This is a genomic window from Flavobacterium alkalisoli (assembly GCF_008000935.1).
Taxonomy (GTDB): domain Bacteria; phylum Bacteroidota; class Bacteroidia; order Flavobacteriales; family Flavobacteriaceae; genus Flavobacterium; species Flavobacterium alkalisoli.
Genome location: NZ_CP042831.1, coordinates 3,188,114 through 3,209,298, shown reverse-complemented (window position 1 = coordinate 3,209,298; position 21,185 = coordinate 3,188,114). Strand labels below are relative to the sequence as shown.

Annotated in this window: 23 protein-coding genes; 10 read left to right on the top strand and 13 right to left on the bottom strand. The window is 35.8% G+C overall.

Features of this window, described 5'->3' with window-relative positions; translation table 11 throughout:
• Positions 1–46: 46 nt before the first annotated feature.
• The 5 genes from FUA48_RS14545 to FUA48_RS14525 all read right to left on the bottom strand — a co-directional run bounded on the left by FUA48_RS14545 (position 47) and on the right by FUA48_RS14525 (position 7,103).
• Complete coding sequence (locus tag FUA48_RS14545) at positions 47–1,438, bottom strand: TolC family protein (protein ID WP_147584200.1); 1,392 nt, start codon at positions 1,436–1,438, stop codon at positions 47–49.
• A gap of 2 nt (positions 1,439–1,440) precedes the next feature.
• Positions 1,441–2,805, bottom strand: coding sequence for an HlyD family secretion protein (locus tag FUA48_RS14540; protein ID WP_147584199.1), 1,365 nt, complete (start codon positions 2,803–2,805; stop codon positions 1,441–1,443).
• Positions 2,798–4,471 carry a peptidase domain-containing ABC transporter gene (locus FUA48_RS14535; RefSeq protein ID WP_147584198.1) on the bottom strand — a complete coding sequence of 558 codons (1,674 nt, stop codon included), beginning with the start codon at positions 4,469–4,471 and terminating at the stop codon, positions 2,798–2,800. The genes FUA48_RS14540 and FUA48_RS14535 overlap by 8 nt, the downstream gene beginning before the upstream one ends.
• 4 nt (positions 4,472–4,475) lie before the next feature.
• Positions 4,476–5,147, bottom strand: a complete 672-nt coding sequence (locus FUA48_RS14530) for a TetR/AcrR family transcriptional regulator (RefSeq protein WP_147584197.1) — start codon at positions 5,145–5,147, stop codon at positions 4,476–4,478.
• Positions 5,148–5,414: 267 nt separating this feature from the next.
• On the bottom strand, positions 5,415–7,103 hold the full coding sequence (locus FUA48_RS14525) for an RluA family pseudouridine synthase (RefSeq protein WP_147584196.1): 1,689 nt from the start codon (positions 7,101–7,103) through the stop codon (positions 5,415–5,417).
• 92 nt (positions 7,104–7,195) lie between these two features.
• Between FUA48_RS14525 and FUA48_RS14520 the strand changes: the two genes are divergently transcribed.
• Both FUA48_RS14520 and FUA48_RS14515 read left to right on the top strand, forming a co-directional pair.
• A complete protein-coding gene (locus FUA48_RS14520) occupies positions 7,196–7,753 on the top strand; it encodes a DUF6642 family protein (RefSeq protein WP_147584195.1) in 558 nt (185 codons plus the stop codon).
• Between the two features lie 22 nt (positions 7,754–7,775).
• Positions 7,776–8,339, top strand: a complete 564-nt coding sequence (locus tag FUA48_RS14515) for a hypothetical protein (RefSeq protein WP_147584194.1) — start codon at positions 7,776–7,778, stop codon at positions 8,337–8,339.
• On the opposite strand, the gene FUA48_RS14510 is transcribed toward FUA48_RS14515, so the two are convergent.
• The 8 genes from FUA48_RS14510 to rlmD all read right to left on the bottom strand — a co-directional run bounded on the left by FUA48_RS14510 (position 8,332) and on the right by rlmD (position 15,643).
• On the bottom strand, positions 8,332–8,787 hold the full coding sequence (locus FUA48_RS14510) for a GNAT family N-acetyltransferase (protein ID WP_147584193.1): 456 nt from the start codon (positions 8,785–8,787) through the stop codon (positions 8,332–8,334). The two genes, FUA48_RS14515 and FUA48_RS14510, sit on opposite strands and share 8 nt — an antisense overlap.
• Positions 8,784–9,611 (bottom strand): sulfite exporter TauE/SafE family protein, encoded by an 828-nt coding sequence (locus FUA48_RS14505; RefSeq protein ID WP_147584192.1) that lies wholly within the window; start codon positions 9,609–9,611, stop codon positions 8,784–8,786. The genes FUA48_RS14510 and FUA48_RS14505 overlap by 4 nt, the downstream gene beginning before the upstream one ends.
• Positions 9,612–9,626: 15 nt before the next feature.
• Entirely contained in the window at positions 9,627–10,820 is a 1,194-nt protein-coding gene (locus tag FUA48_RS14500; protein ID WP_129749713.1) for an alanine dehydrogenase, read from the bottom strand.
• Positions 10,821–10,874: 54 nt separating this feature from the next.
• Positions 10,875–11,282, bottom strand: coding sequence for a tRNA (adenosine(37)-N6)-threonylcarbamoyltransferase complex ATPase subunit type 1 TsaE (gene tsaE / locus FUA48_RS14495; RefSeq protein ID WP_147584191.1), 408 nt, complete (start codon positions 11,280–11,282; stop codon positions 10,875–10,877).
• Positions 11,283–11,291: 9 nt separating this feature from the next.
• Positions 11,292–12,845 carry a T9SS response regulator signal transducer PorX gene (gene porX, locus FUA48_RS14490; RefSeq protein WP_147584190.1) on the bottom strand — a complete coding sequence of 518 codons (1,554 nt, stop codon included), beginning with the start codon at positions 12,843–12,845 and terminating at the stop codon, positions 11,292–11,294.
• A gap of 145 nt (positions 12,846–12,990) precedes the next feature.
• A complete protein-coding gene (locus FUA48_RS14485) occupies positions 12,991–13,692 on the bottom strand; it encodes a DUF6048 family protein (RefSeq protein ID WP_147584189.1) in 702 nt (233 codons plus the stop codon).
• Positions 13,673–14,209 (bottom strand): DUF6452 family protein, encoded by a 537-nt coding sequence (locus FUA48_RS14480; RefSeq protein WP_147584188.1) that lies wholly within the window; start codon positions 14,207–14,209, stop codon positions 13,673–13,675. Before FUA48_RS14480 ends, FUA48_RS14485 begins: the two co-directional genes overlap by 20 nt.
• A gap of 21 nt (positions 14,210–14,230) precedes the next feature.
• Positions 14,231–15,643 carry a 23S rRNA (uracil(1939)-C(5))-methyltransferase RlmD gene (rlmD, locus tag FUA48_RS14475; protein WP_147584187.1) on the bottom strand — a complete coding sequence of 471 codons (1,413 nt, stop codon included), beginning with the start codon at positions 15,641–15,643 and terminating at the stop codon, positions 14,231–14,233.
• Between the two features lie 68 nt (positions 15,644–15,711).
• Between rlmD and FUA48_RS14470 the strand changes: the two genes are divergently transcribed.
• From FUA48_RS14470 to FUA48_RS14435, 8 genes are all read left to right on the top strand, one after another.
• Positions 15,712–16,266, top strand: coding sequence for a DUF1697 domain-containing protein (locus FUA48_RS14470; protein ID WP_147584186.1), 555 nt, complete (start codon positions 15,712–15,714; stop codon positions 16,264–16,266).
• A 110-nt stretch (positions 16,267–16,376) separates the two neighbouring features.
• Complete coding sequence (locus tag FUA48_RS14465; RefSeq protein WP_147584185.1) at positions 16,377–16,793, top strand: OsmC family protein; 417 nt, start codon at positions 16,377–16,379, stop codon at positions 16,791–16,793.
• Between the two features lie 90 nt (positions 16,794–16,883).
• Positions 16,884–17,837, top strand: a complete 954-nt coding sequence (locus FUA48_RS14460) for a helix-turn-helix transcriptional regulator (RefSeq protein ID WP_147584184.1) — start codon at positions 16,884–16,886, stop codon at positions 17,835–17,837.
• A gap of 72 nt (positions 17,838–17,909) precedes the next feature.
• Positions 17,910–18,407, top strand: coding sequence for a DinB family protein (locus tag FUA48_RS14455; RefSeq protein ID WP_147584183.1), 498 nt, complete (start codon positions 17,910–17,912; stop codon positions 18,405–18,407).
• 179 nt (positions 18,408–18,586) lie between these two features.
• Complete coding sequence (gene rocD / locus FUA48_RS14450; RefSeq protein ID WP_147584182.1) at positions 18,587–19,831, top strand: ornithine--oxo-acid transaminase; 1,245 nt, start codon at positions 18,587–18,589, stop codon at positions 19,829–19,831.
• A gap of 38 nt (positions 19,832–19,869) precedes the next feature.
• Positions 19,870–20,334 carry a DUF5362 family protein gene (locus FUA48_RS14445; RefSeq protein ID WP_147584181.1) on the top strand — a complete coding sequence of 155 codons (465 nt, stop codon included), beginning with the start codon at positions 19,870–19,872 and terminating at the stop codon, positions 20,332–20,334.
• Positions 20,335–20,426: 92 nt separating this feature from the next.
• Positions 20,427–20,618, top strand: a complete 192-nt coding sequence (locus FUA48_RS14440) for a hypothetical protein (protein ID WP_129749725.1) — start codon at positions 20,427–20,429, stop codon at positions 20,616–20,618.
• Positions 20,590–21,165 (top strand): Smr/MutS family protein, encoded by a 576-nt coding sequence (locus FUA48_RS14435; RefSeq protein WP_240732475.1) that lies wholly within the window; start codon positions 20,590–20,592, stop codon positions 21,163–21,165. The genes FUA48_RS14440 and FUA48_RS14435 overlap by 29 nt, the downstream gene beginning before the upstream one ends.
• Positions 21,166–21,185 lie beyond the last annotated feature (20 nt).

The following is a 21,185-nucleotide window of genomic DNA, read 5'->3' as shown; positions in this document are numbered from 1 at the left end:
TTTGTAATATTTATTTTATTACTACTAACCGGGAACAAAAAGCTTACTATTGCGTAACCGCCATAATTTTAAAAAGGCCTGCATTGCTCATCAATAAACTGTTTTCAATATTAATTTGCTGTATTCTTGCAGCTATAAGATTGGTCTCACGGGAATTGATAATAAAGATGGAACTTTCCCCAAACGAAAAAAGACGGTCTTCAGCTTCAAGCATTGTCTGGTAATCTTTTACAAGGCTTTCCAAAAGGTTTACCTGCCTCTTTAGCGATGCTATTTCTGTAAGCTGTGCATCAATCTTATTTTTAATTTGTAACTGTTCCTGTTGCAGTTCAAACTTTGTATCCTGTAGCTTTAGCTTAGTTAAGTTTAAGGCTCCTCTTTCTTTCCTTAAAAAAATAGGGAAGGAGAAGTTAAGTCCTATCTTGTAATCTTCTGTGCGGAAATTGTCAAAATAGGAGGGCTCTGAAAGATAATAATACCCTAAATCAATTTTTGGAAGTAAATAATTGGCCTTGAGTTTTCTTTCAATGTCCAGCATCTCAATTTTGGTTTCCAGCATTTTAAGTTTTGGATGCGTTGTAATGATGGCTTCGGTATTATTTATCTCTCCTGTGCTTAATATGGTTTCAATCTGCTCAATAAGTTCCACTTCCGGTTTTAAATCTTCTGCAGGTTCTACCGGAGTCCCGTTAATCCATAAATAGTTAGCCATTTCCAGCCTGGCTTTATTTAATTTAAGAGTCGCATTTTCTAAGCTTAACTTACGGTTTTTTAGAGATATGCCTGTTTCAACACTATCAATGGCAGGTTTATCTCCCTGTTCTATAAGCTTTAAAACACCCTTATAGCGCTCTTCTGCATAATCAAGATACTCTTTATACATTTGTACCTCATTATAATGTTTAAGCCATGAAAAATAAGCCTCAGAAGCATTATACAGCACATCTAAAGCAGAAAGGCGCTGTTGAGCCTGACTAAGGTTTATTTGTAGTTTAGCGTTCCTTAAATCGGCCATTCGCTGATTAATAAATAATCCCTGCCCAATCGGTACTGTAACACCAACAGAAGTAAGTCCCTGGTTAGGTGTTGAGTTTTGCGGATTAAGGTAAACACCTTCACTATTATCAAAAGCAGCCTTTATTTCGATGCCATACCATGTAGGGATTTTAAAGCTGCTGTTTAAAATGGAATAATATTCTGTATCCTTGAATTGTTTTTTATCAAAGTCCACTTCAATTTTAGGATCAAATCCGCCACGTGCCTGCATAAGTTGCGCCTGCGCTTTATCAATTTCAAGATTGGCACGGCTCACCATTGGGTGATACTTTTTTACATAACCCAAATATTCACTAAAACTAAGTATGTCTTTATCAAATTCCTGAGAAAATGCTCCCAAAGGAATTAAAACAATAAAGACAAGAAAGAGAAACGGTTTCATGATTATTTCTTTTGGTTATCTTTTGATGAAGCTGTTTTATCAGTTTGCGCGCTGTAATAGTTAGGAGGGAAGCCGTTTAGGTTTCGCCATATCTCATACCATACAGGTACATTATCAAGCAAGGCTATTGTTTGTGCACCGGCACCGATACTCAATTGTTCCGGCCAGTCCTGCTCATCCTTATCAGGAGATACAAGTACCCTGTATTTACCGTTAGGGCTTATAAAGTTTTCTATTGCCACTACACGCCCGCCAAATGTACCATAAGACATTCCCGGCCATCCGGAAAATACTATTGTAGGCCACCCGTCAAACCATACCCTTATTTTTGACCCTTTCCTTATTAAAGGTAAATCTATAGGGTCTACATAGGTTTCTACAGCAATATCATAGCCCGCAGGCATAATACTTACTACAGAAGTACCTTCTTTAATGGTTTCTCCTATACCGCTTAGTAAAGCCTTATTTATATAACCGCTTTGTGGTGCTTTTATGTAATACAAACCATTACGGATGCTATAGTTAACATATTGGTTTTCCAGTTTTGTAACCTGTGCCTCGGTATCATAAAGACTGCTTAGGGCAGTATATTTATCACTTCCCGCCTTAGAAATCTTTTCGGTATACTCAGCCCTTATTCGGTTAATTTCTACACGAGCATTAATAAGCTCATTTTTTGATCCAAGGAGTTTGTTTTCCTGTGTAATTATTTTAGCCTCTGCTTCCTGTAGCTTAAGCCTTTTTTCCTCTACGTCGGTTAAAGGTTTTAAACCTTCACGGTTAAGGGTTACGGCACGGTCAAACTGTGTTTTTGCAATTGTAAGCTGCGTATTTACAGCAGCAAGGTCCATACTGTCGCTCTTAACTTTTAGCTGTGCCTGCTTTATTTTATTGCGCCCCTGTTCAAGTTTTAACCCTAATTCGGTATTTAAAGACTGCATTTGGCTTTCTAAAGCCACTACCTTATTGTCATAGGATTCTTTAGCCATTTTTTTGGCATCTACCTGCTGCTTGGTGTTTTCTACAAGGTTAGGGTCAAAGTATTCTTCCTTAATTTCAGAAATAAATACAATGGTATCGCCTTTGTTTACAAAATCACCTTCCTGTACATACCATTTTTCAATTCTTCCTGCTATGGCAGAGTGAATGGTTTGTGGCCTTTGGTCGGGTTTTAGTGTTGTTACAGATCCTGTACCTCTAATGTTTTGTGTCCACGGTAAAAACAGACCTGCAAAACATATAACACAAACAAAAACAATTATCCTGTTCAGGATTTTATAATGAGGCCTGTTGTTAAGCACTTTTATGGTCTCATATCCCGTACCGTTTTCAATTTTAACCGGGTTATTATCAGATATATTAAGCATTGCCTGTTATTTTAATGTCGTTAACAATCTCTCCGTTGTTCATTTCAATAAGCCTGTCGCAGGTTTTTTCCCAATACTGGTCAACCGATGATACGATAACCGTCCAGTTGTTTTGAGGACTAACCAAAAAGTCGGTAATCTTTTGGGCACTTTCAGTATCCATACTTATGGTTGGTTCTTCCAGGAACAATATTTTAGGACGTGTAATTATGGCTCGTGCAATCATTATCTTTTGGATTACCGATCTTGTTAACTGTCTTCCGTCAGGATTAATTTGTGTTTCCAGTCCCATAGGCAGCCTTTTAACTATTGTAGTAAGGCCAACAGCGTTTAAAGCCCATTTAATATCTTCACCCTGAATGTAGGGATTATTAAAGGTTAAATTCTCCAAAAGTGTACCTTCAAAAAGTGTGTCATCCTGCATAACTACACCTATGCGGTCTTTATAGCACCCGTTATCTGATTTTTTTATGATATTATCGTTTGCATAAAGTGTTCCGGAAGAAGGAATTAAAAAACCGGAAAGTAACCTCACTAATGTTGTTTTGCCGGAATTATTATTACCGGTAATAAACACTTTTTCAGACGGTAAGATTTTCAGGCTAACTTTTTTAATGATATCAATATCGTTATCCGGGTAACGGTAACTCATTTCCTCAGTTTCTAAAGTAATCTCATTCTCAAAAAGATCTGATTTATTACTTTTAAAATCTTCCTGAATTTCAAGATCTGTTACCACACCTATTTTTTCAACAGCAGTAAGTACATCGTATAGGGTTTCAAGACCAATGATGATTTTCTCTACTGAGTTAATAATAAGAAGGATTATAATTTCGGCAGCAACAAACTGTCCGATGTTCATTTTTTGACTAAGCACTAAAAAACCACCAACAGACAGAAGACCGGCTGTTATAAAAACCTTATATAATATAAGCTGGGAGAACTGTCTTTTTATTACATTAAAGTGTTTTTCCCTAAACGATACATAGTTGTTTACCAGTTTATCATTTTTATTAAGGGAGAAATCAAAATTACTTTTTCTTCCAAATGTATTTTTATTACGGGCTATTTCCTGTAGCCAGTAAGCTACCTTGTATTTAAATGTAGATTCTTTAAGGCTGGTATTTAACCCTTCCTGAAATGAAAATTTAAAGATTATATAGAGTATCCCTACCAGTAATACACCAAATATTATAAAGAACGGGTGATAAAGAGATAGTAATATTAACCCAAGACTAACCTGTAACAGGGCAGTAGTGAAGTCCAGTAACAGTTTTGATGTCCCTTTTTGTATGGTTAGGGTATCAAAAAAACGATTAGCTACTTCAGGGGGATATTTATCATAAAGTGCATTAAAGCTTAGTTTTGGTAAGCGGTATGCAAACTCAAATGAAGATCGTATGAATATTTTCTGCTGAAGGTTTTCCGTTATTCTTAACTGCATCAGTGTAAGAATGCCCACCAATGCTACCCCCAGGGTTACTATTATTATTAGTACTATCCATGATATACTTATCTGACCTCCCTGTATAAAATTAACTATGGCTTGTACACCCAGAGGTAAAGAGAGGCTTATAAGCCCGGAGAAAGCTGCATAAAAAATTATTTGATAAATGTCTTTTTTATCCAGTTTCAGTAAATTATAAAATCGTTTTAATGGGGTCATATCTTTAATTTAAAACTTTGTTAATCATATCCATATAAAAATCAGCTGGCGTAATTAAATCATCGCAGTTAGTTATGGACTTTAAATGTTGCTTTAAAAAATGCTGGTGCAAAGCCCCTTCAATTATAGAACTTGCAAGGGAGTCGGGATAGGGGTAATTACTGTTTACCTCTTTTATCAGTTGTGAAATACGATGTATTACCCGTTTATAGATTAAAAAGAAACCATTTCTGTTTTCTAAATCAACTTCCTTCGTTAAAATTGTTTTTGTAAAATCTGATATAATTATTCGTTGTAATACAGATTCGTTAATATGTTCGGTAGATAAATCATCCTCAATCTCTTCAGTAAACAATAAAATTGCTTTTTTCAGCCTCTCATTTGCACTTTCAAGATTAGCGGTTTCAAAAACTAAACGATATTCCATCCAACTCCAGTACCACGAAGTAAGATATATTAAGAGTTTGTGTTTGTTTTCAAAGTATCGGTATATAGAACTTTCGTTACTTTCAATTTTTTGTCCCAGTTTTTTGAAAGTAAAAGCTTCAAAGCCCATCTCATCTATAAGCAAGATACTTTCATTCAATATTTTTTTACCCAATGCTGAACTTTCGGGATCTTTTACATAAACATTTTCGTTTATAATCAATTTAACGTTAGACAGAACAACTCGCATATTAAAATATTTACTTGCAAATTTAATAGTATTACTTTTAATATTGATGTATAATTCTAATTTTAACTTTTGTTGATGTTTAAATTTAATATAATTAACTGAAATTATAGCTTTTAAGTATGATGTAAAATACCTGTTTTAAAGTGAGTTAACATTATATGCGTAAGCATTAAATTTACATGACGTAATTTAATGTAAAATGCAAGGTTTGGATTTAATACGCGTTTTTGAGAAAAAGTAGTGGAAGGATTTTAAGAAAATTTATATTTAAAATCCTTCAGGTGCTTCAAAACTTATTTTTTCTTCTGTTACTGGATGTACAAATTCAAGATAAGCTGCATGTAGGTGAAGTCTCTCTGCAGCGGTTCCATACAAATCGTCCCCTACAATAGGAGCGTTAAGGCCCAACTCATGTGCCGAGTGCATACGTAACTGATGTGTACGCCCCGTAAGTGGCCAAAAGTGAATCTTAGTTGTACTATCTGTTTTTTCAACAACTTTCCATCTTGTAATGGCTTTTTTACCATGCTCAAAACAAACAAGCTGTCTTGGTCTGTTATCCAGATCACCACGCAATGGTAAGTTTATTTCACCTTCCTGTCCGTCTATGGCTCTGGAAAGCAGTGCAGTATATCGTTTGGTTACAGTTCGTTTTAAAAACTGTTTTTGTATGTTTTTATGTGCTTCTTTGGTTTTTGCTACCACTAAAAGGCCTGATGTAGACATATCAAGTCTATGTATAATAAGAGGCTCAATATCTTCCCACATAGCCTGAAGCCTTGAATAAACGGAATCCTGAACCAATATGCCGGGAACTGAAAGCAGTTCAGCAGGTTTATTAACCACGATTAGATGATCATCTTCATAAACTGTCTCTAGTTTTTTTCCTTCGCCTTGGTTGATAAGGAATGGATTATCATCTACAGGCATCCCTTCCAGCATGTGTTTTAGGATAGGCTTGCATTTACCTGTACAGGCAGGATAGTATTGTTTGTGCTTCCTGACTTCAGATTTTGGAGATGCTCCCCACCAAAACTCAGCCATTACTATAGGTTTGAATCCGTGAAGGAAAGCATATTGAAGTAATTTAGGAGTTGCACATTCACCTGCACCGGCAGGAGGTTTGCCAAAAACGGTATCGCTAAATATGGAGTGAAGACTTTTTTCTTTGAGGTCTTTATTTAAGAAAGCATATTGCTCAAAAAGCTGTTGCTGTAATGCTGCCGATTTTTCCCTTCTTTCTTTCTTGAGACTTTCAATAGTATTTTCATATTTTGCCACTTCGAGATGCACCTCTTCCAGAGTTTTTTTCCATTGATTGGAAAGAAGTGAGAACTGGTGGTTGTCATAATGGCTAAAGCGTATTAAGTATGCTTCAAAACGAGCATAGTCAGTCTCGTTTATTATATTTTTCCTACGGTCACGCAGGCTTTTTCTGTAAGCCTTATTGCTTTTTAAACGTTTTTTAAACGCTGCTATTTCTTTTACAGACTGTGCCGTAAATTTTTCTAAATCCTCTTTTAGCTCGATATATCTTTCATCCTGTTCAATTTCCTTAACCTTATCATTAATGCTGTTAAGTATGTATTGTTCCTTAAGAAAAAAACTGTCTTCCACAAGCATATCAAAAACAGGAGGTACAAACATAGGATGGTCATTAGAATCGGCAAGTTTTCCTGAAAAAGCCGAAAGATATCCTAATCTGCCTTCTTCGTCCTGAATTACCAATACCCCAAACATTTTACCTATAACTAGTCCGGGTTGATTTTCTATAAGTCCGAAGTTATGGTTTAAATCAGTTTGATTTTCTAAGTATTCCTGTAATTGAGCTGTAGCAATTTTAGTGAGCGGGTGGGGTTCGTAAAAAAACGGAAAAGTAAAGCGCTCCGGTAAATCTATATCATTTATCAGGCTCTCAGGAAAATACGTAATTCTGTCTTTTGGATTGCTTACCACCGCTACAATTATTTTTTTGCGCGAAAGTAACTGATTTTGATTAAAAACTAAAAGAAAGCTACATTTGTTATCTATTATTTTGCAGGAATTTTATGGAATACGATAAGTTTATATTTTGCCTTGAGGCTGTTAATGATGTTGAAACAGATACCGAAACAGAAGTAGTAAGGAATCTGGAAAAGTTGGCTTATGAAGGAATAGACAGTATTTACAAGAGTTGTGATACAATAGAGGGAATGGAAGAAAGCCTTCAGATATTGCTTTATAATGACCATAATTTTAAAAATTATGAAATTATTTACCTGGTAATGAAAGGGGAGGCAAACAATATATGCCTTAACGGTTACTACTACAGTATTGAAGAAATAGCCGAGCTTTTTGAAGGAAGAATGAAAGGAAAAGTAATTCACTTTGCTAATTCAAAAATTTTAGATCTTGACGAAGAAGAAGCTCAGTATTTTTTAGATATTACAGGAGCTAAGGCCATTTCAGGATACGGAATTCCTTTTAGCGGTGTAAGCAGCATTAATTTGGACAAGATATTCTTCAGCCTTTTTCAGGATAGTGATGATGTAGTTGATATTGTAGAAGAGCTGCATGAAAAAACCTATGCGCTTTGTAAAAGGCTTGATTTTAGGTTGTATTATTAATTAGACTTTAAGCGATTTATATATGGAGATATTTAGCGATATAATAAGTTTAATTAACCTTTTATTTATCAAGCCTCTTTTGGTTACAGTTTTTATTTTACTTTTTTACAGAATTTTATCTAGCAGAAAAGATGTTGTCACAGAAGCTGTTTTAATTGTAAAATGGGGAGTGCTTTTGTATATTTTTCTTGATATAATTTTCTATTCAGTACTTTTAATTTTTCCTAATGAAGAATATGATTTTGTAAACAGGGCTACCGGGCCATATTGGTGGAGTTATTTAATAATGATGTTAGGACACCTTTTAATACCTCTGTTGCTGTTAGTAAAAAAGTTAGGTATAAACATTTATTTCCTGCTCTTTGTAAGTTTTGTAATTAATATAGGCTGGATGTTCGAGAGATTTGTAATAATTATGACGTCAATACACAGAGATTATGAACCGGATAGTTGGTCAGGTACTTCAATTCCTTTGTATGGAGATTGGTCATTACTATTAATAGGTGTTATTGAAGCTGTATTAGTATTGACTTTAGCCTATTTTTTAACTCTTAAATCTAAGAAAGAAGAAATCAGTACTAATTAATTTTTTCTAGACTATTTTCCATTCTGTATAAGTCCAGGTCTTTACCCCAGTAATCTTTCACGATTTCCTGAGTTTCAAAACCAAATTTCTGGTAGAATTTGTAGGCCAGCTGAGAGGTGCGCACCATTATTTTTGTAATGGTTTTAATTTCTTTTAATTTCTTAATCCTGTATAGGGTAAAGGTAGTACCAAGTCCGGCGCCCTGATGCTCCGGATGAAAAAAATCCCACGAAAGAATACCTGTGGTTTTATCTTCAGAAATATTAAAGCCTCCCGCACCTACAATTTCGTTATGCAGTAATATTACAAAATAGCTGTAAATGTGTTTATCCAGATAATCAATAAGGTCCTGTTCTTCTTCGGGAGCAAAATATTTTGGAATATTAAGACGAAGCAGCTTTATAAGAGATTCTCTATCAAGAGGAGTATATTCTCTTATTGTAATCATCTCTTGTAGAATAATATCCTGAAGCCTACAATAATTAGGCATACAGCTAATGCCCTTATGATAATATGGCTTTTTATCCTGTGAGAAAAATAGGCTCCTAACTGAGCTCCGGGTACTACTCCTAAGCTTAGATAAACGATGGTAAGAATAATTTCGTTATTGCTGTATGTTCCGCTAAAGGCATGGGTAATAACACTAACCGTAGCCATTACAGCTAAAATAAAGTGTGAGGTAGCTGTTGCAATATGAACAGGGAAACGCAACCAGTTTACCATTGCGGGTACGTGTATAATACCTCCGCCAATACCTAAAAGAGGGGAGATGTAGCCTACAAATACACTTATTATAGCTCCAAAAGATTGTTTGTAGCTATATTCATAAGTTGTTCCGGCCTTATCGGTAAGTTTAGTGTGCTTGTATCCTTTTCCGGTAACCTGAGTTATTTTTTGTGCAACAACCTTTCGGTTTTTGAAGAAAAGGTAGATTGATAATACAACGAGTAGTATACCGAAGATAATATTAAATGTTTTTTGGTCTATATATTTAACGGTCCATACACCTAATATAGATCCCGGGATGGTGTATAAGGCAAATGTAACACCTGCTTTATAATCTATCCTTCCTGATCGTGCATAGGCAAATGAACCCGATATGGAATTTAAGGCAACTACAGCTATAGAGATTGCGGTTACGGTTTCAGGTTCAAACTGAGGGTAAAAGAACAAAAGAAAAGGAACAAGGATAAAGCCTCCTCCAGCTCCAATAAGTGTTCCGACAGTTCCTATAATTAATCCAACAATGATGAGTAGTAGTGTGTTTTCCAAATCGGAGTTTTAAATTTAAAATATTAAGAGATTAATATCTCTAAATGGTATATTAAACCAGTCGGCTATAGATCTGTTGGTTAGTAACCCGTGATAGAAATATATACCGTGTTTTAAACCATAATTACAGCGTATTGAGCTTTCTATACCACCATCTTCGGCCATTTGAAGTAAAAACGGACTAATGATATTACTGATAGACATTGAAGCCGTTTTAGAATAGCGTGACGGTATATTAGGAACGCAATAGTGAATTACATTGTTCTTAATAAATGTCGGCTTTTCGTGAGTGGTAATTTCCGAAGTTTCAAAGCATCCACCCGTATCAATACAAACATCAATAATAACAGCACCTTTTTTCATGTGCTCTACCATGGTTTCGCTAACTACAATAGGAGTACGTTCTTTTCCGCGCATTGCACCTATGGCTACATCACAACGCATAAGGGCTTTTAATAATACCTTTTCCTGTATGGTTGATGTAAAAATGCGTTGGTTAAGATTGTTTTGCAACCTGCGCAGCTTATTGATGGAATTATCAAACACTTTTACGTTAGCACCAAGTCCAAGCGCGGTTCTGGCAGCATATTCGGCAACCGTTCCTGCGCCCACAATAACAACCTCAGTAGGAGGAACACCGGTGATATTACCCAACAGAAGGCCTTTACCTATTTTTTGGTTTATCATTAACTCTGATGCTATAAGCACAGATGCGGTTCCTGCAATTTCACTTAACGATTTTACGGCAGGGTAAGAGCCGTCTTCGTCCTTAATGAATTCAAAAGCCAGGGCTGTTATTTTTTTAGAAGTCAGAGCCTCAAAATATTCTTTTTTCTGGGTTTTTAACTGAATGGCAGAGATGATAAGTGTTTGCTGATTCATCATCTCAATCTCCTTAACTGTAGGTGGTTCTACTTTAAGAATAACCGGGCAGCCAAATACTTTTTTTGTATCATTTGTTATTTCGGCGCCTGCGTCGCTGTATTCTTTATCAGTATAGCTGGAACTCAATCCTGCACCTGCTTCAATCATAACACGGTGGCCATGAGCCGTAAGCGAAGTTACTGCATCGGGTGTTAGGCAAATTCTTCTTTCCTGATAAGATGTTTCTTTGGGAATACCTATAAACAGGTTACTTCGTTGCTTTCCTACTTCAAGTTTCTCCTCCTGCGGAAGCAATTGCTGTTTTGTAAACGGTGTTAACGACATGGTTTGGCTGAAAAAATTTGATACAATTTACAAAAATTATACTAAGTTAAATAACTATTTTACAACTAGATGCCTCTTTCCGTCCGGCAGTTGTTTTATGGTAATTGTAGTGTGGTCTAAAGGTATAAGGTTAGGTGTTTTTTCCGGCCATTCTATAAGGCAAAGATTGCCTGAATAAAAATACTCATCAAGCCCCATATCATAAGCTTCTTCTTCGGTATTTAAACGATAAAGGTCAAAATGGTAGAGTATATCGCCATTTTCTGTTTCATATTCGTTTACCAGAGAAAAAGTAGGGCTGGAGGTCATGTCCTTAACTCCCAGCTGTTTTGCTATAGCTTTAATAAGTGTTGTTTTACCTACACCCATACCTGCATGAAACAGCACAGTCTTTTTCATGTCATGTGCCAGTATCTGTTTAGCAGCATTATCAATCTCCTCAAGGGAAAAAGTCAGTTCCATATAATTAACCTATTTTGGGTTAAACACTAAAAACGGAATAATCATTTCTTCCAGTGAAATACCACCATGCTGGTAGGTATTTCTGTAATAGCTTACATAATGATTAAAATTGTTTACATAAGCCAGGAATAAATCGTTTTTAGCAAAAATAAAAGAACTGCTCATATTTACAGCAGGAAGCTGTATACTTTTTGGATCTTTTACATGATAAACATCACGATCTTCAAAAGTAAGGCTTCGTCCTGTTTTATAACGCAGGTTAAGACTTGTGTTTCTGTCTCCTATAACTTTAGAAGGGTTTTTTACATTTATGGTACCGTGGTCTGTAGTCAGGATAAGCTTAAAGCCCATTTGCTGAGCCTGTTGTATCATTTCCAGTAACGGAGAATTTTTAAACCAGCTTAATGTAAGCGAGCGGTAAGCCTTGTCGTTACTTGCCAGTTCTTTTACCACATCCATTTCGGTTTTGGCGTGAGACAGCATATCCACAAAGTTGTATACTACAGTGGTAAGGTCATTGTTTTTAAGTCCCTTAAAGTTGTCTACAAGTTTTTTACCGTCTTTAAAGTTGGTTATTTTATAATATTCCTGTTTGATGTTAAGACCTAAACGGCGAAGCTGTTCGGTTAGGAACTCGGCCTCATAAAGGTTTTTACCGCCATCGTCCACATCATTTTTCCAGTATTGTGGATATTTCTTCTCCATTTCCAATGGTGTTAAACCAGAGAAGATGGCATTACGTGCATACTGAGTGGCAGTTGGCAGTATGGAATAGTAGGCATTTTCTTTTTCAAGCTTGTAATGATTGTTTACTACGCTTTCAAAAGCTTTCCATTGGTCATACCTAAGATTATCAACCACAACAAAAAGTATAGGTTGTTTCTTTTGAATTTCAGGCACAACAAGTTGTCTGAACAGGTTATGTGAAAGTACCGGTTTGTCATCTTCTTTAGGATTAAACCAGTCTTCGTAATTTTTCTCTATGAATTTACCAAACTGTGAATTAGCCTCTAATTTTTGAGATTCCAGTATTTCTATCATACTGTGGTCTTCAATGTTTTCGAGCTCAATTTCCCAGAAGATAAGTTTTTTGTAAAGGTCTACCCAGTCCTCATAACTGTTTACCATAGAAAGATCCATGGATATTTTACGGAACTCTTTTTGGTAATCAAGTGTAGTTTTCTCTGATACCAGTCTTGAGATGTCAAGGTTTTTCTTTAAGCTAAGCAGTATCTGGTTAGGGTTTACCGGTTTTATAAGATAATCGGCAATTTTAGACCCGATAGCCTCTTCCATAATGTATTCTTCTTCACTTTTGGTAATCATAATTACCGGAACAGAAGATTTTTTCTCCTTCATTTCGGCAAGCGTTTCTAATCCGCTTAGTCCGGGCATATTTTCATCAAGGAATACTATATCGAAGTTTTCTTCGTCAAAAAGATCAAGTGCATCCTGCCCGTTATTGGCAGTAGTAACTTTATAGTTCTTTTTTTCAAGAAAAAGTATATGTGGTTTTAAAAGGTCAATTTCATCATCAACCCATAATATCTTTATTTCATTCATAATTCTGGTAGTTATTCTGCATAAAATTATCTTGCAATTTAACGCTAAATCCCCATTTTAGTATTAATTATTTTATAAAAATAACCCCTAACAACAAAAAAAGCGCAAGTATATACTTACGCTTTTAAGTTAGGTTGCTGTAACACTATTTTTTACCTTTTTTGTAAATAGGTATCAGGTAGGAAACAGTATAATTAAATCCGGTTCCAAAGCTACCTTCATAAGTTCGGTTAAAGCCCGGAATGTATAGATTATCAAAGTTATCAGGCTTATTGTTTACGATAAGTGTCTTAAGCCTTAAGCTAAAACCAAGGAAAAGGTTGTTTACCAGTTCTGCCTTTACACCGGCTACAAATTCAAGCCAATGTGCATTTAACCCGGTGTATTCCTGATTAGGATATATTATAGTTGGGTCATAATATCCTGACGGATCATAAATCTGGTAACTGTTAAGGGTTTGGCTAAAACTGCTTACCCCATAACGCATACCTACATAGATCATGTTTTGCATGTCCAGCCAGTTCTCGTAAGTATTATAATCAAACCCTACTTTAAGATAGGTTCCGTTTGTGGTAAAGTTTAACTGGTCGTCATCAACAGTAATTTTTGTATTTCCTATTTCGGCCGCAGCAAAGAATTTTTGAGAAAGCCTGTAATCACCTACAATTTCAAAGCCCTGAAACTTATCGTCATAAATAGAGCGTGCAGCAGTATATAGGTCGGCACCTATACGAAGGCCATAACGCTGATTTTTTAAAGGGGTGTTTACTATTGTATCCTGTTCCTGTTGTGAAAATGCTGATGTAAAAACCAACATTAAAACGACACTAAAAATAAATTTTGACATGTACTTCATCTGAGGTTTCAATGTTAGGCTGTTCTATTGTATAATCCTGTATCCAAAGACCGTCTGCATCCTGAGAATCATCTACCTGTGGGTTAGGATCATCCTGTATATTTGGGTTAAGTATAAAATTAGATTTAAAACCGCAGGCTCTGGAAACATAAATTTCGTTGTGCAGGTATTTAAAAGTAATAGCGTCTTTGTTATAGATGGTATCGCTGTTTACTTTTTTACCCAAGCTGAAAACCCATTGCGATTCTTCATTATTAGTCCTTAGGGGTACTAATATTTTATTAGTATTTAAATATGTTTTGTAACTCGGAAGGGTATCGCCATCAGTTGTGAAATATTGAAAATAAGTTACATTTTTTAGTACAGTACGGTTGTCTTTGTCATAAAACTCAACCACCAGATTTGGGGTAGTAACAGTACCTTCTGCACATATATCGTCTTTTTCACAACTCAAAAAGCCTATGGCTGCTAGGAGTAGGAGAAAAGAACCTGTAATTATTTTTTTCATATTGATAAGGCGGATATTAAATTATCGTTTTTCCAAAAGTACAACATTTTCCACATGATGCGTTTGCGGGAACATATCTACAGGGCGTACACGAGTAACTTTATATTTTTCGTCCATTAAAGCAAGGTCACGTGCCTGTGTAGCTGAGTTACAGCTTACATATACTACTTTCTCCGGTGCAATTTTTAAAATTTGCTCTACCACATCTTTATGCATACCATCGCGTGGTGGATCGGTAATAATTACATCCGGCTTGCCATGAGTACTGATAAATTCTTCGTTGAATACAACTTTCATGTCTCCTACAAAAAACTCGCAGTTGGTAATATTATTACGCTTAGCATTTTCCTTAGCATCAGCAATCGCTTCCGGTACGGCTTCAACACCAACAACCTTTTTAGCCTTTTTAGAAACAAACTGAGCAATTGTACCTGTACCTGTATACAAATCGTATACCAATTCGTTACCTGTTAGTCCGGCAAATTCGCGAGTTATCTTATAAAGCTCAAAAGCCTGGTCAGAATTAGTCTGGTAGAAAGACTTGGCATTAATACTGAACTTAAGCCCTTCCATTTCTTCCAGTATATAATCACGCCCTTTATATAGTTTAATATCCTGATCGTAAAGCGTGTCGTTAGCCTTGCTGTTAATTACATATTGTAATGAGGTAATTTGTGGGAAACGCTCTGCAAGGAAATCCAGTATAAGCTCACGCTTTTCTTTATCATCTTCAAAAAACTGTATAAGTACCATTATTTCTCCAGTAGAGGCAGTACGTATCATCAGTGTACGAAGAAGCCCTTCGTGGTTACGCGGATTAAAGAATGTAAGTCCGTTTTTATTGGCAAAGTCCCTTATCTCATTTCTTATGGCATTGCTTGGGTCTTCCTGCAGGCTGCAATGGGTAATGTCAAGAATCTTATCCCACATTTTAGGAATATGGAATCCCAGGGCATTAGCATTATCAATTTCTTTTCCGCTTTGAATCTCTTCTTCAGTCATCCAACGGCTGTTGGAAAAAGAGAATTCCATCTTATTACGGTAAAAGAACTGTTTTTCCGATCCTAATATAGGTTCAAAATCAGGCAATTCTATTTTACCAATACGCTTAAGGTTGTTATATACTTCCTGATTTTTATAGAAAAGCTGCTGGCTGTATTTCATTTTTTGCCATTTACAGCCTCCGCAAGAGCCAAAGTGACTGCACACAGGGTCTATTCTGTGTTCAGAATATTCATGAATGTTAATGGCTTTTCCCTCGTAGTACGACTTTCTTTTTTTGAAAGTCTGAATATCTACCACATCACCAGGAACCACGTTTGGTATAAATATAACTTTTCCGTCGGGAGCTTTAGCTACCGATACGCCTTTAGCGCCTGCATCAAGAACTTTGACATTGTCAAACACTATCTTGTCTGATCTTTTTCTTCCCATGCGGCAAAAATAAGCTATTGCTTATAAAATTTAAATATTTTTGTAATTAAACTCTTTATACTACAATAATGGCTTTATACTTAGCGCTTTTCAGGGGGATAAATGTTAGCGGAAAAAAAATCATAAAGATGGAAGATCTTAGGAAGCTCATGGATGCCGAAGGATACAAAAACGTGAAAACGTACATACAAAGTGGTAATGTGATTTTTGAGTCAGATGAAACTTCTAAATCAAAAATAGCTGCGGCTATTGAAGTTATGATTGAAAAACAATACGGATTTGAAGTGGTTGTTTTTGTAGTGGATATAGACGATGTTAACAAGGCAGTAGCTAATAATCCTTTTGCCAAAAAAGGAGAGTTAGAGGAAGGAACTAAAAAGCTGTATGTAACTTTCCTTTCGGAAAAGCCATCTGTTGAGAATATGAAAAAATTACAACATGCTCCTATAGGGGAAGACATAATAGAACTGAAAGGTGATATTTTATATTTTAAACTGGTTTCTAAAGCATCTGAAACTAAACTTTCCAATAACCTTATAGAGTCTAAGCTTAAGGTAAGGGCAACTACCAGAAATTGGAATACAACCCTAAAACTGCAGAGTATGATGGAAGATTATGAGTAACGACTTACAATTTTAATCTTTTGTTAAATTTAAGTAGTTCATAATATGTTGCTTAACAATTGAGTAACTTTATAAGGAATTAAAAAACAACTACAAAAAAGAATTTACTTATGAAGAGAAATGCAACAGCCGTTTGGGAAGGCTCATTAAAAGAAGGAAACGGTAAAATTAGTACCCAGAGTGGCGTTTTAAATAACACACAATATTCATTTAAAACCCGTTTTGAGGATGGAAATGGTACCAATCCTGAAGAACTAGTAGCGGCTGCCCATGCAGGTTGCTTTACCATGCAGTTAACTGCTTATATAAATGAGGCAGGTTTTGATGTAGCTTCTATTGAAACTAAATGTGATATCGACTTTCAAAACGGGAGTATTGTAGAGTCGCATTTGTCATTAATAGCGAGAATTGATGATATAAGTACGGAACAGTTTCAGGAACTGGTTAAAAAAGCTGAAACCAACTGCCCTATATCAAGACTGCTTAATACAAAAATCACGTCGAATGCAACGCTTGTGCAGAACTAGATAAATTACAAAGGTTACTTAAGGCCCCTTATTAAAGGGGCTTTATTTATTTAAGGGATTTGTATATTTGGCATATCAATCTCCAATCAAATGAACCGTTTTGACAGAATAACTGCAATACTAATACAACTGCAGTCTAAAAAAGTAGTAAAAGCACAGGATCTGGCCGACAGGTTTGATATAAGCCTTCGTACCGTATACCGCGATATCCGAACACTGGAAGAGGCAGGTGTTCCTCTTTATGGTGAAGCAGGGGTGGGGTACTCAATAGTGGATGGCTATAGATTACCTCCTGTTATGTTTTCCAGGGAAGAAGCGATGGCTTTTTTAACCGCCGAAAAGCTCATGGAAAAGTTTACCGATGCCTCACTTCAAAATCATTTTTCTTCTGCCATGTATAAGGTTAAGGCTGTTTTAAGAGGAACAGAAAAAGACCTTGTTGAGAATCTTGAAAATCAGATTATAGTAAACCAGAGAAAGCGTAATAATATACCTCCCGGCAATATACTGGATACACTACTTAAAGCCGTATCTGACAAGCTCGTTGTAAAGATGGAATACAGGGCTTTTGGTAACGAACAGACTTCTGAAAGAAAAATAGAACCAATAGGTATATTTCATGAAAATGAGAATTGGTATACTATAGGCTACTGCCATTTAAGGCAAAGCTACAGGCAATTTAGAATTGACAGGGTAATAAATATATTCCTTACCGATGAACAACAGCAGGAACGAACCTCTCTTAAGGAGTATTATGAGATGAAGGAAGAAGCCAGGGCTACACTTACAATGCGAAGAGTTGTAATAAAAGTAGAGAAGTCTATAGCATTATACATACAGGAACGTAGGTATTATTATGGATTTGTTTCTGAAAGGGCAGTAGACGACTGTATAGAGATGACATTTTTAACGCAATCGCCCGAGGAAGGCTTTGCCAGATGGTTTATAATGTTTGCGGATCATGCAGAAATAGTTGAACCTCAGTCTTTAAAAAAAGATATAAAAAAGCTTTTGGAAAGAATTTCAAAAAAAATTGAAGCTTAAAAATCCTGCTGACATACTGTTGTCACAAACCGTGGTTTACTTTGTCTTGTCAAACAATAAACCACAACAGTTATGGATTTAATTAAGTTATTACAAAGAGAAATGAATCAGGAAGCTTTAACAACCCGCAAAATGCTTAGCAGGGTTCCTCCTGAAAAATTTGACTGGCAACCTCATCCTAAGAGTATGACGCTTGGAAGACTTGCCTCTCACGTTGCCGAGTTACCGGGATGGGTAGCAATGGTAGTAGATACTGATGAACTGGATTTTGCTAATAATCCGTATGAACCTAAGGATGTAAAGAACACAGGAGAATTACTGGACTATTTTGAAGATTCTTTAAAAAACGGCAAAGATGCTTTAAATAGGGTAAATATTGAGCAGTTCTCAGAGCCCTGGACACTTCGTAACGGAGATCAGGTTTACAGTACAGAGCCTAAGTATGATGTAATCCGTATGGCACACTCGCAGGTAATTCACCACAGGGCACAATTAGGAGTGTATTTAAGGCTTCTTAATATACCTATACCGGGTAGCTATGGACCAAGTGCCGACGATGTTACCTTTTAAGGTTAAAAATACAATAAAATTACTAATCCCTCACTGCAGTATTGCGTGAGGGATTTTTATTTACATTTTAATCAGTTTAAGCTGTAAATCGTTTAAATTTTATTAATTTGCAGTAAGGATGATTTCTCTCCTAAAACAAAGCAGGAATTGTAAAGTGAAAATTAAAAATTAAGATTACAATGTCAGTTTTAGAAAAATTGAGTTCGGCAGATGCCATTGCTTTAGAAGACAAATATGGAGCACACAATTATCACCCGCTTCCTGTGGTGTTAAGTAAAGGTGAAGGTGTTTATGTTTGGGATGTGGAAGGAAAAAAATATTATGATTTTCTATCGGCATATTCAGCAGTAAATCAGGGTCATTGCCACCCGAAAATTGTTGGTGCAATGATGGAGCAGGCTCAAACTCTTACGCTTACATCAAGAGCTTTTTACAACGACCAGTTAGGTAAGTATGAAAAGTTCATAACAAACTATTTTGGATTTGATAAGGTATTGCCGATGAATACCGGTGCCGAAGCGGTTGAAACAGCTATTAAGCTTTGCCGAAAATGGGCTTATGAGAAAAAAGGTATTGCCGAACAACAGGCTAAAATAGTAGTTTGTAAAAACAACTTCCACGGAAGGACTACAACTATTATCTCTTTCTCTAATGATGAAGGAGCCAGAAAAAACTTTGGCCCTTATACAGAAGGTTTTATTAAGATAGAATATGATAATCTTGAAGTATTAGAAAATGCTTTAAAGAATGATAAAGATATTGCAGGTTTCCTTGTAGAGCCTATTCAGGGCGAGGCAGGAGTTTATGTTCCTTCAGAAGGCTACCTTGCAAAAGCTAAAGCACTTTGTGAAGAACATAATGTATTATTTATTGCTGATGAAGTACAAACAGGTATTGCAAGAACAGGTAAGCTTCTTGCTGTTAATCATGAAAATGTGCAGCCTGATATCCTTATTTTAGGGAAGGCACTTTCAGGAGGCGCATATCCGGTTTCTGCAGTTTTGGCAAATGATGCTATCATGAATGTTATTAAGCCGGGTCAGCATGGTTCTACTTTTGGGGGTAACCCTGTGGCTGCTGCAGTAGCAATTGCAGCACTTGAAGTAGTACAGGAAGAAAAACTTGCTGAAAATGCGGAAAGACTGGGATTTATTTTCCGAGAAAAAATAAATCAATATATTAGCAACAGCAATGTTGTTACTTTAGTAAGGGGTAAAGGTTTACTTAATGCTATAGTAATTAATGATACTGAAGACAGTTCAACAGCTTGGGATATATGTGTTAAGCTTAAAGAAAACGGACTTTTGGCAAAACCTACCCACGGAAACATTATTCGTTTTGCACCACCATTGGTAATGAATGAAGAGCAGCTTTCAGACTGTATCAGTATTATTACAACTACGCTTAAAGAATTTGAGAAATAATAAAAACCGATAACCAATTATTAATTAAATATTTTTCTATGGAAAACAATTCCGCATTTGAGTCATTTGAATTACAATTAACAAATGAATCTAAAGATTTTTTACGTGAAGCCGGTAAATGGGCAAACTTTTTAGGTATACTTGGGTTTGTAGGTTTAGGACTTATAGTGATTGTAGCTTTTGGTGTAATGGCTATGGGTAATGCTTTTAGTAGTGCTATGGGAGCTGCTAGTCCTATGGGAGGGCTTGGTGGTGCTCTGGTAGGGGTAATCTATTTGTTGATGGCCCTTCTTTATTTCTTTCCTGTATTATATCTTTACAGATTTGGTTCAAGAGTTAAAAAAGCATTTGCTAATAACGATAGCGCTATGCTTACCTCTTCTTTCGAGAGTTTAAAGTCTCACTATAAATTTGTGGGTATTTTAGCTATAATCATGCTTTCTTTCTATGCGCTTGCTTTTATTATCGCTATTGTTGGAGGACTGGCAGCAGCTTCAATGTAATATATTAAATATAGTTTATAATAAAATCCCGCTTAAAGCGGGATTTTTTATTTAAAAAGATATAGTAAATTTGATGCTTTAATTTGATTTTGATGAAAACCGTATATATAATATTGATTTTTGCAGCAGCATTCCTTGCCTTGTTTGAGCAGTCTAAAGAACACCCTAACCAAATAATAATGGTTTTGGCCTTTGTATTTTTTGTAGTAGGATTAATGAGGCTTATGGCTAAGGTGCCAAGCAAAAATGCCGAAAATGAAGATAAGAACGATGAAGAAGTTTGAGATAGGTGATGAGGTAACTGTTTTGGATGATTCTTTTAGCGGAAAGGTGAAAGGATTTAAAAACGGTAAAATTGTTATAGAAACCCGTGAAGGTTTTGATCTTGATTTTGAAGAACACGAACTCGTTAAAATAAGCGGAGGAGGAGAGTTGAAATCTTTATTTTCTTCTCAAAGCCTTTCGTCTGTATTAAGAGACAAGGAAGAACCTAAAAAGAGAAGCTTCGTTAAAGAGAGACGCTCTAAAAAAGACGAGTTTGTTTTAGAGGTAGATCTTCATATAGAAAAACTGGTTCCTAATAAAAAAGGAATGTCTAATTATGATATTCTTACCTTACAAACCGAAACAGCAAAAAGACAGCTGGATTTTGCTATTAAAAACAGGATGCCTAAAGTAGTTTTTATTCACGGTGTAGGTGAGGGTATTTTAAAAGCCGAGCTCGATTTTTTATTGGGCAGGTATGATAATATTGTTTTTGGTGATGCCAATTATCAAAAATACGGTCTGGGTGCTACCGAGGTATACATAAAACAGAATCCTAACAGGTAATAAAAAAGGCAGCGTTAAGC

Excerpts from the sequence above, each read along its gene's own strand:
- rocD (WP_147584182.1), top strand. The coding sequence starts at position 18,587 with ATGTCAGTTTTAGAAAAATTGAGTTCGGCAGATGCCATTGCTTTAGAA.
- FUA48_RS14530 (WP_147584197.1), bottom strand. The coding sequence starts at position 5,147 with ATGCGAGTTGTTCTGTCTAACGTTAAATTGATTATAAACGAAAATGTT.
- FUA48_RS14445 (WP_147584181.1), top strand. The coding sequence starts at position 19,870 with ATGGAAAACAATTCCGCATTTGAGTCATTTGAATTACAATTAACAAAT.
- FUA48_RS14510 (WP_147584193.1), bottom strand. The coding sequence starts at position 8,787 with ATGATTACAATAAGAGAATATACTCCTCTTGATAGAGAATCTCTTATA.
- porX (WP_147584190.1), bottom strand. The coding sequence starts at position 12,845 with ATGAATGAAATAAAGATATTATGGGTTGATGATGAAATTGACCTTTTA.
- FUA48_RS14520 (WP_147584195.1), top strand. The coding sequence starts at position 7,196 with ATGGAATACGATAAGTTTATATTTTGCCTTGAGGCTGTTAATGATGTT.
- FUA48_RS14460 (WP_147584184.1), top strand. The coding sequence starts at position 16,884 with ATGAACCGTTTTGACAGAATAACTGCAATACTAATACAACTGCAGTCT.
- FUA48_RS14535 (WP_147584198.1), bottom strand. The coding sequence starts at position 4,471 with ATGACCCCATTAAAACGATTTTATAATTTACTGAAACTGGATAAAAAA.
- tsaE (WP_147584191.1), bottom strand. The coding sequence starts at position 11,282 with ATGGAACTGACTTTTTCCCTTGAGGAGATTGATAATGCTGCTAAACAG.
- FUA48_RS14485 (WP_147584189.1), bottom strand. The coding sequence starts at position 13,692 with ATGTCAAAATTTATTTTTAGTGTCGTTTTAATGTTGGTTTTTACATCA.
- FUA48_RS14500 (WP_129749713.1), bottom strand. The coding sequence starts at position 10,820 with ATGTCGTTAACACCGTTTACAAAACAGCAATTGCTTCCGCAGGAGGAG.
- FUA48_RS14480 (WP_147584188.1), bottom strand. The coding sequence starts at position 14,209 with ATGAAAAAAATAATTACAGGTTCTTTTCTCCTACTCCTAGCAGCCATA.
- FUA48_RS14470 (WP_147584186.1), top strand. The coding sequence starts at position 15,712 with ATGGCTTTATACTTAGCGCTTTTCAGGGGGATAAATGTTAGCGGAAAA.
- FUA48_RS14515 (WP_147584194.1), top strand. The coding sequence starts at position 7,776 with ATGGAGATATTTAGCGATATAATAAGTTTAATTAACCTTTTATTTATC.
- FUA48_RS14455 (WP_147584183.1), top strand. The coding sequence starts at position 17,910 with ATGGATTTAATTAAGTTATTACAAAGAGAAATGAATCAGGAAGCTTTA.
- FUA48_RS14435 (WP_240732475.1), top strand. The coding sequence starts at position 20,590 with ATGAAGATAAGAACGATGAAGAAGTTTGAGATAGGTGATGAGGTAACT.
- FUA48_RS14545 (WP_147584200.1), bottom strand. The coding sequence starts at position 1,438 with ATGAAACCGTTTCTCTTTCTTGTCTTTATTGTTTTAATTCCTTTGGGA.
- rlmD (WP_147584187.1), bottom strand. The coding sequence starts at position 15,643 with ATGGGAAGAAAAAGATCAGACAAGATAGTGTTTGACAATGTCAAAGTT.
- FUA48_RS14540 (WP_147584199.1), bottom strand. The coding sequence starts at position 2,805 with ATGCTTAATATATCTGATAATAACCCGGTTAAAATTGAAAACGGTACG.
- FUA48_RS14440 (WP_129749725.1), top strand. The coding sequence starts at position 20,427 with ATGAAAACCGTATATATAATATTGATTTTTGCAGCAGCATTCCTTGCC.
- FUA48_RS14465 (WP_147584185.1), top strand. The coding sequence starts at position 16,377 with ATGAAGAGAAATGCAACAGCCGTTTGGGAAGGCTCATTAAAAGAAGGA.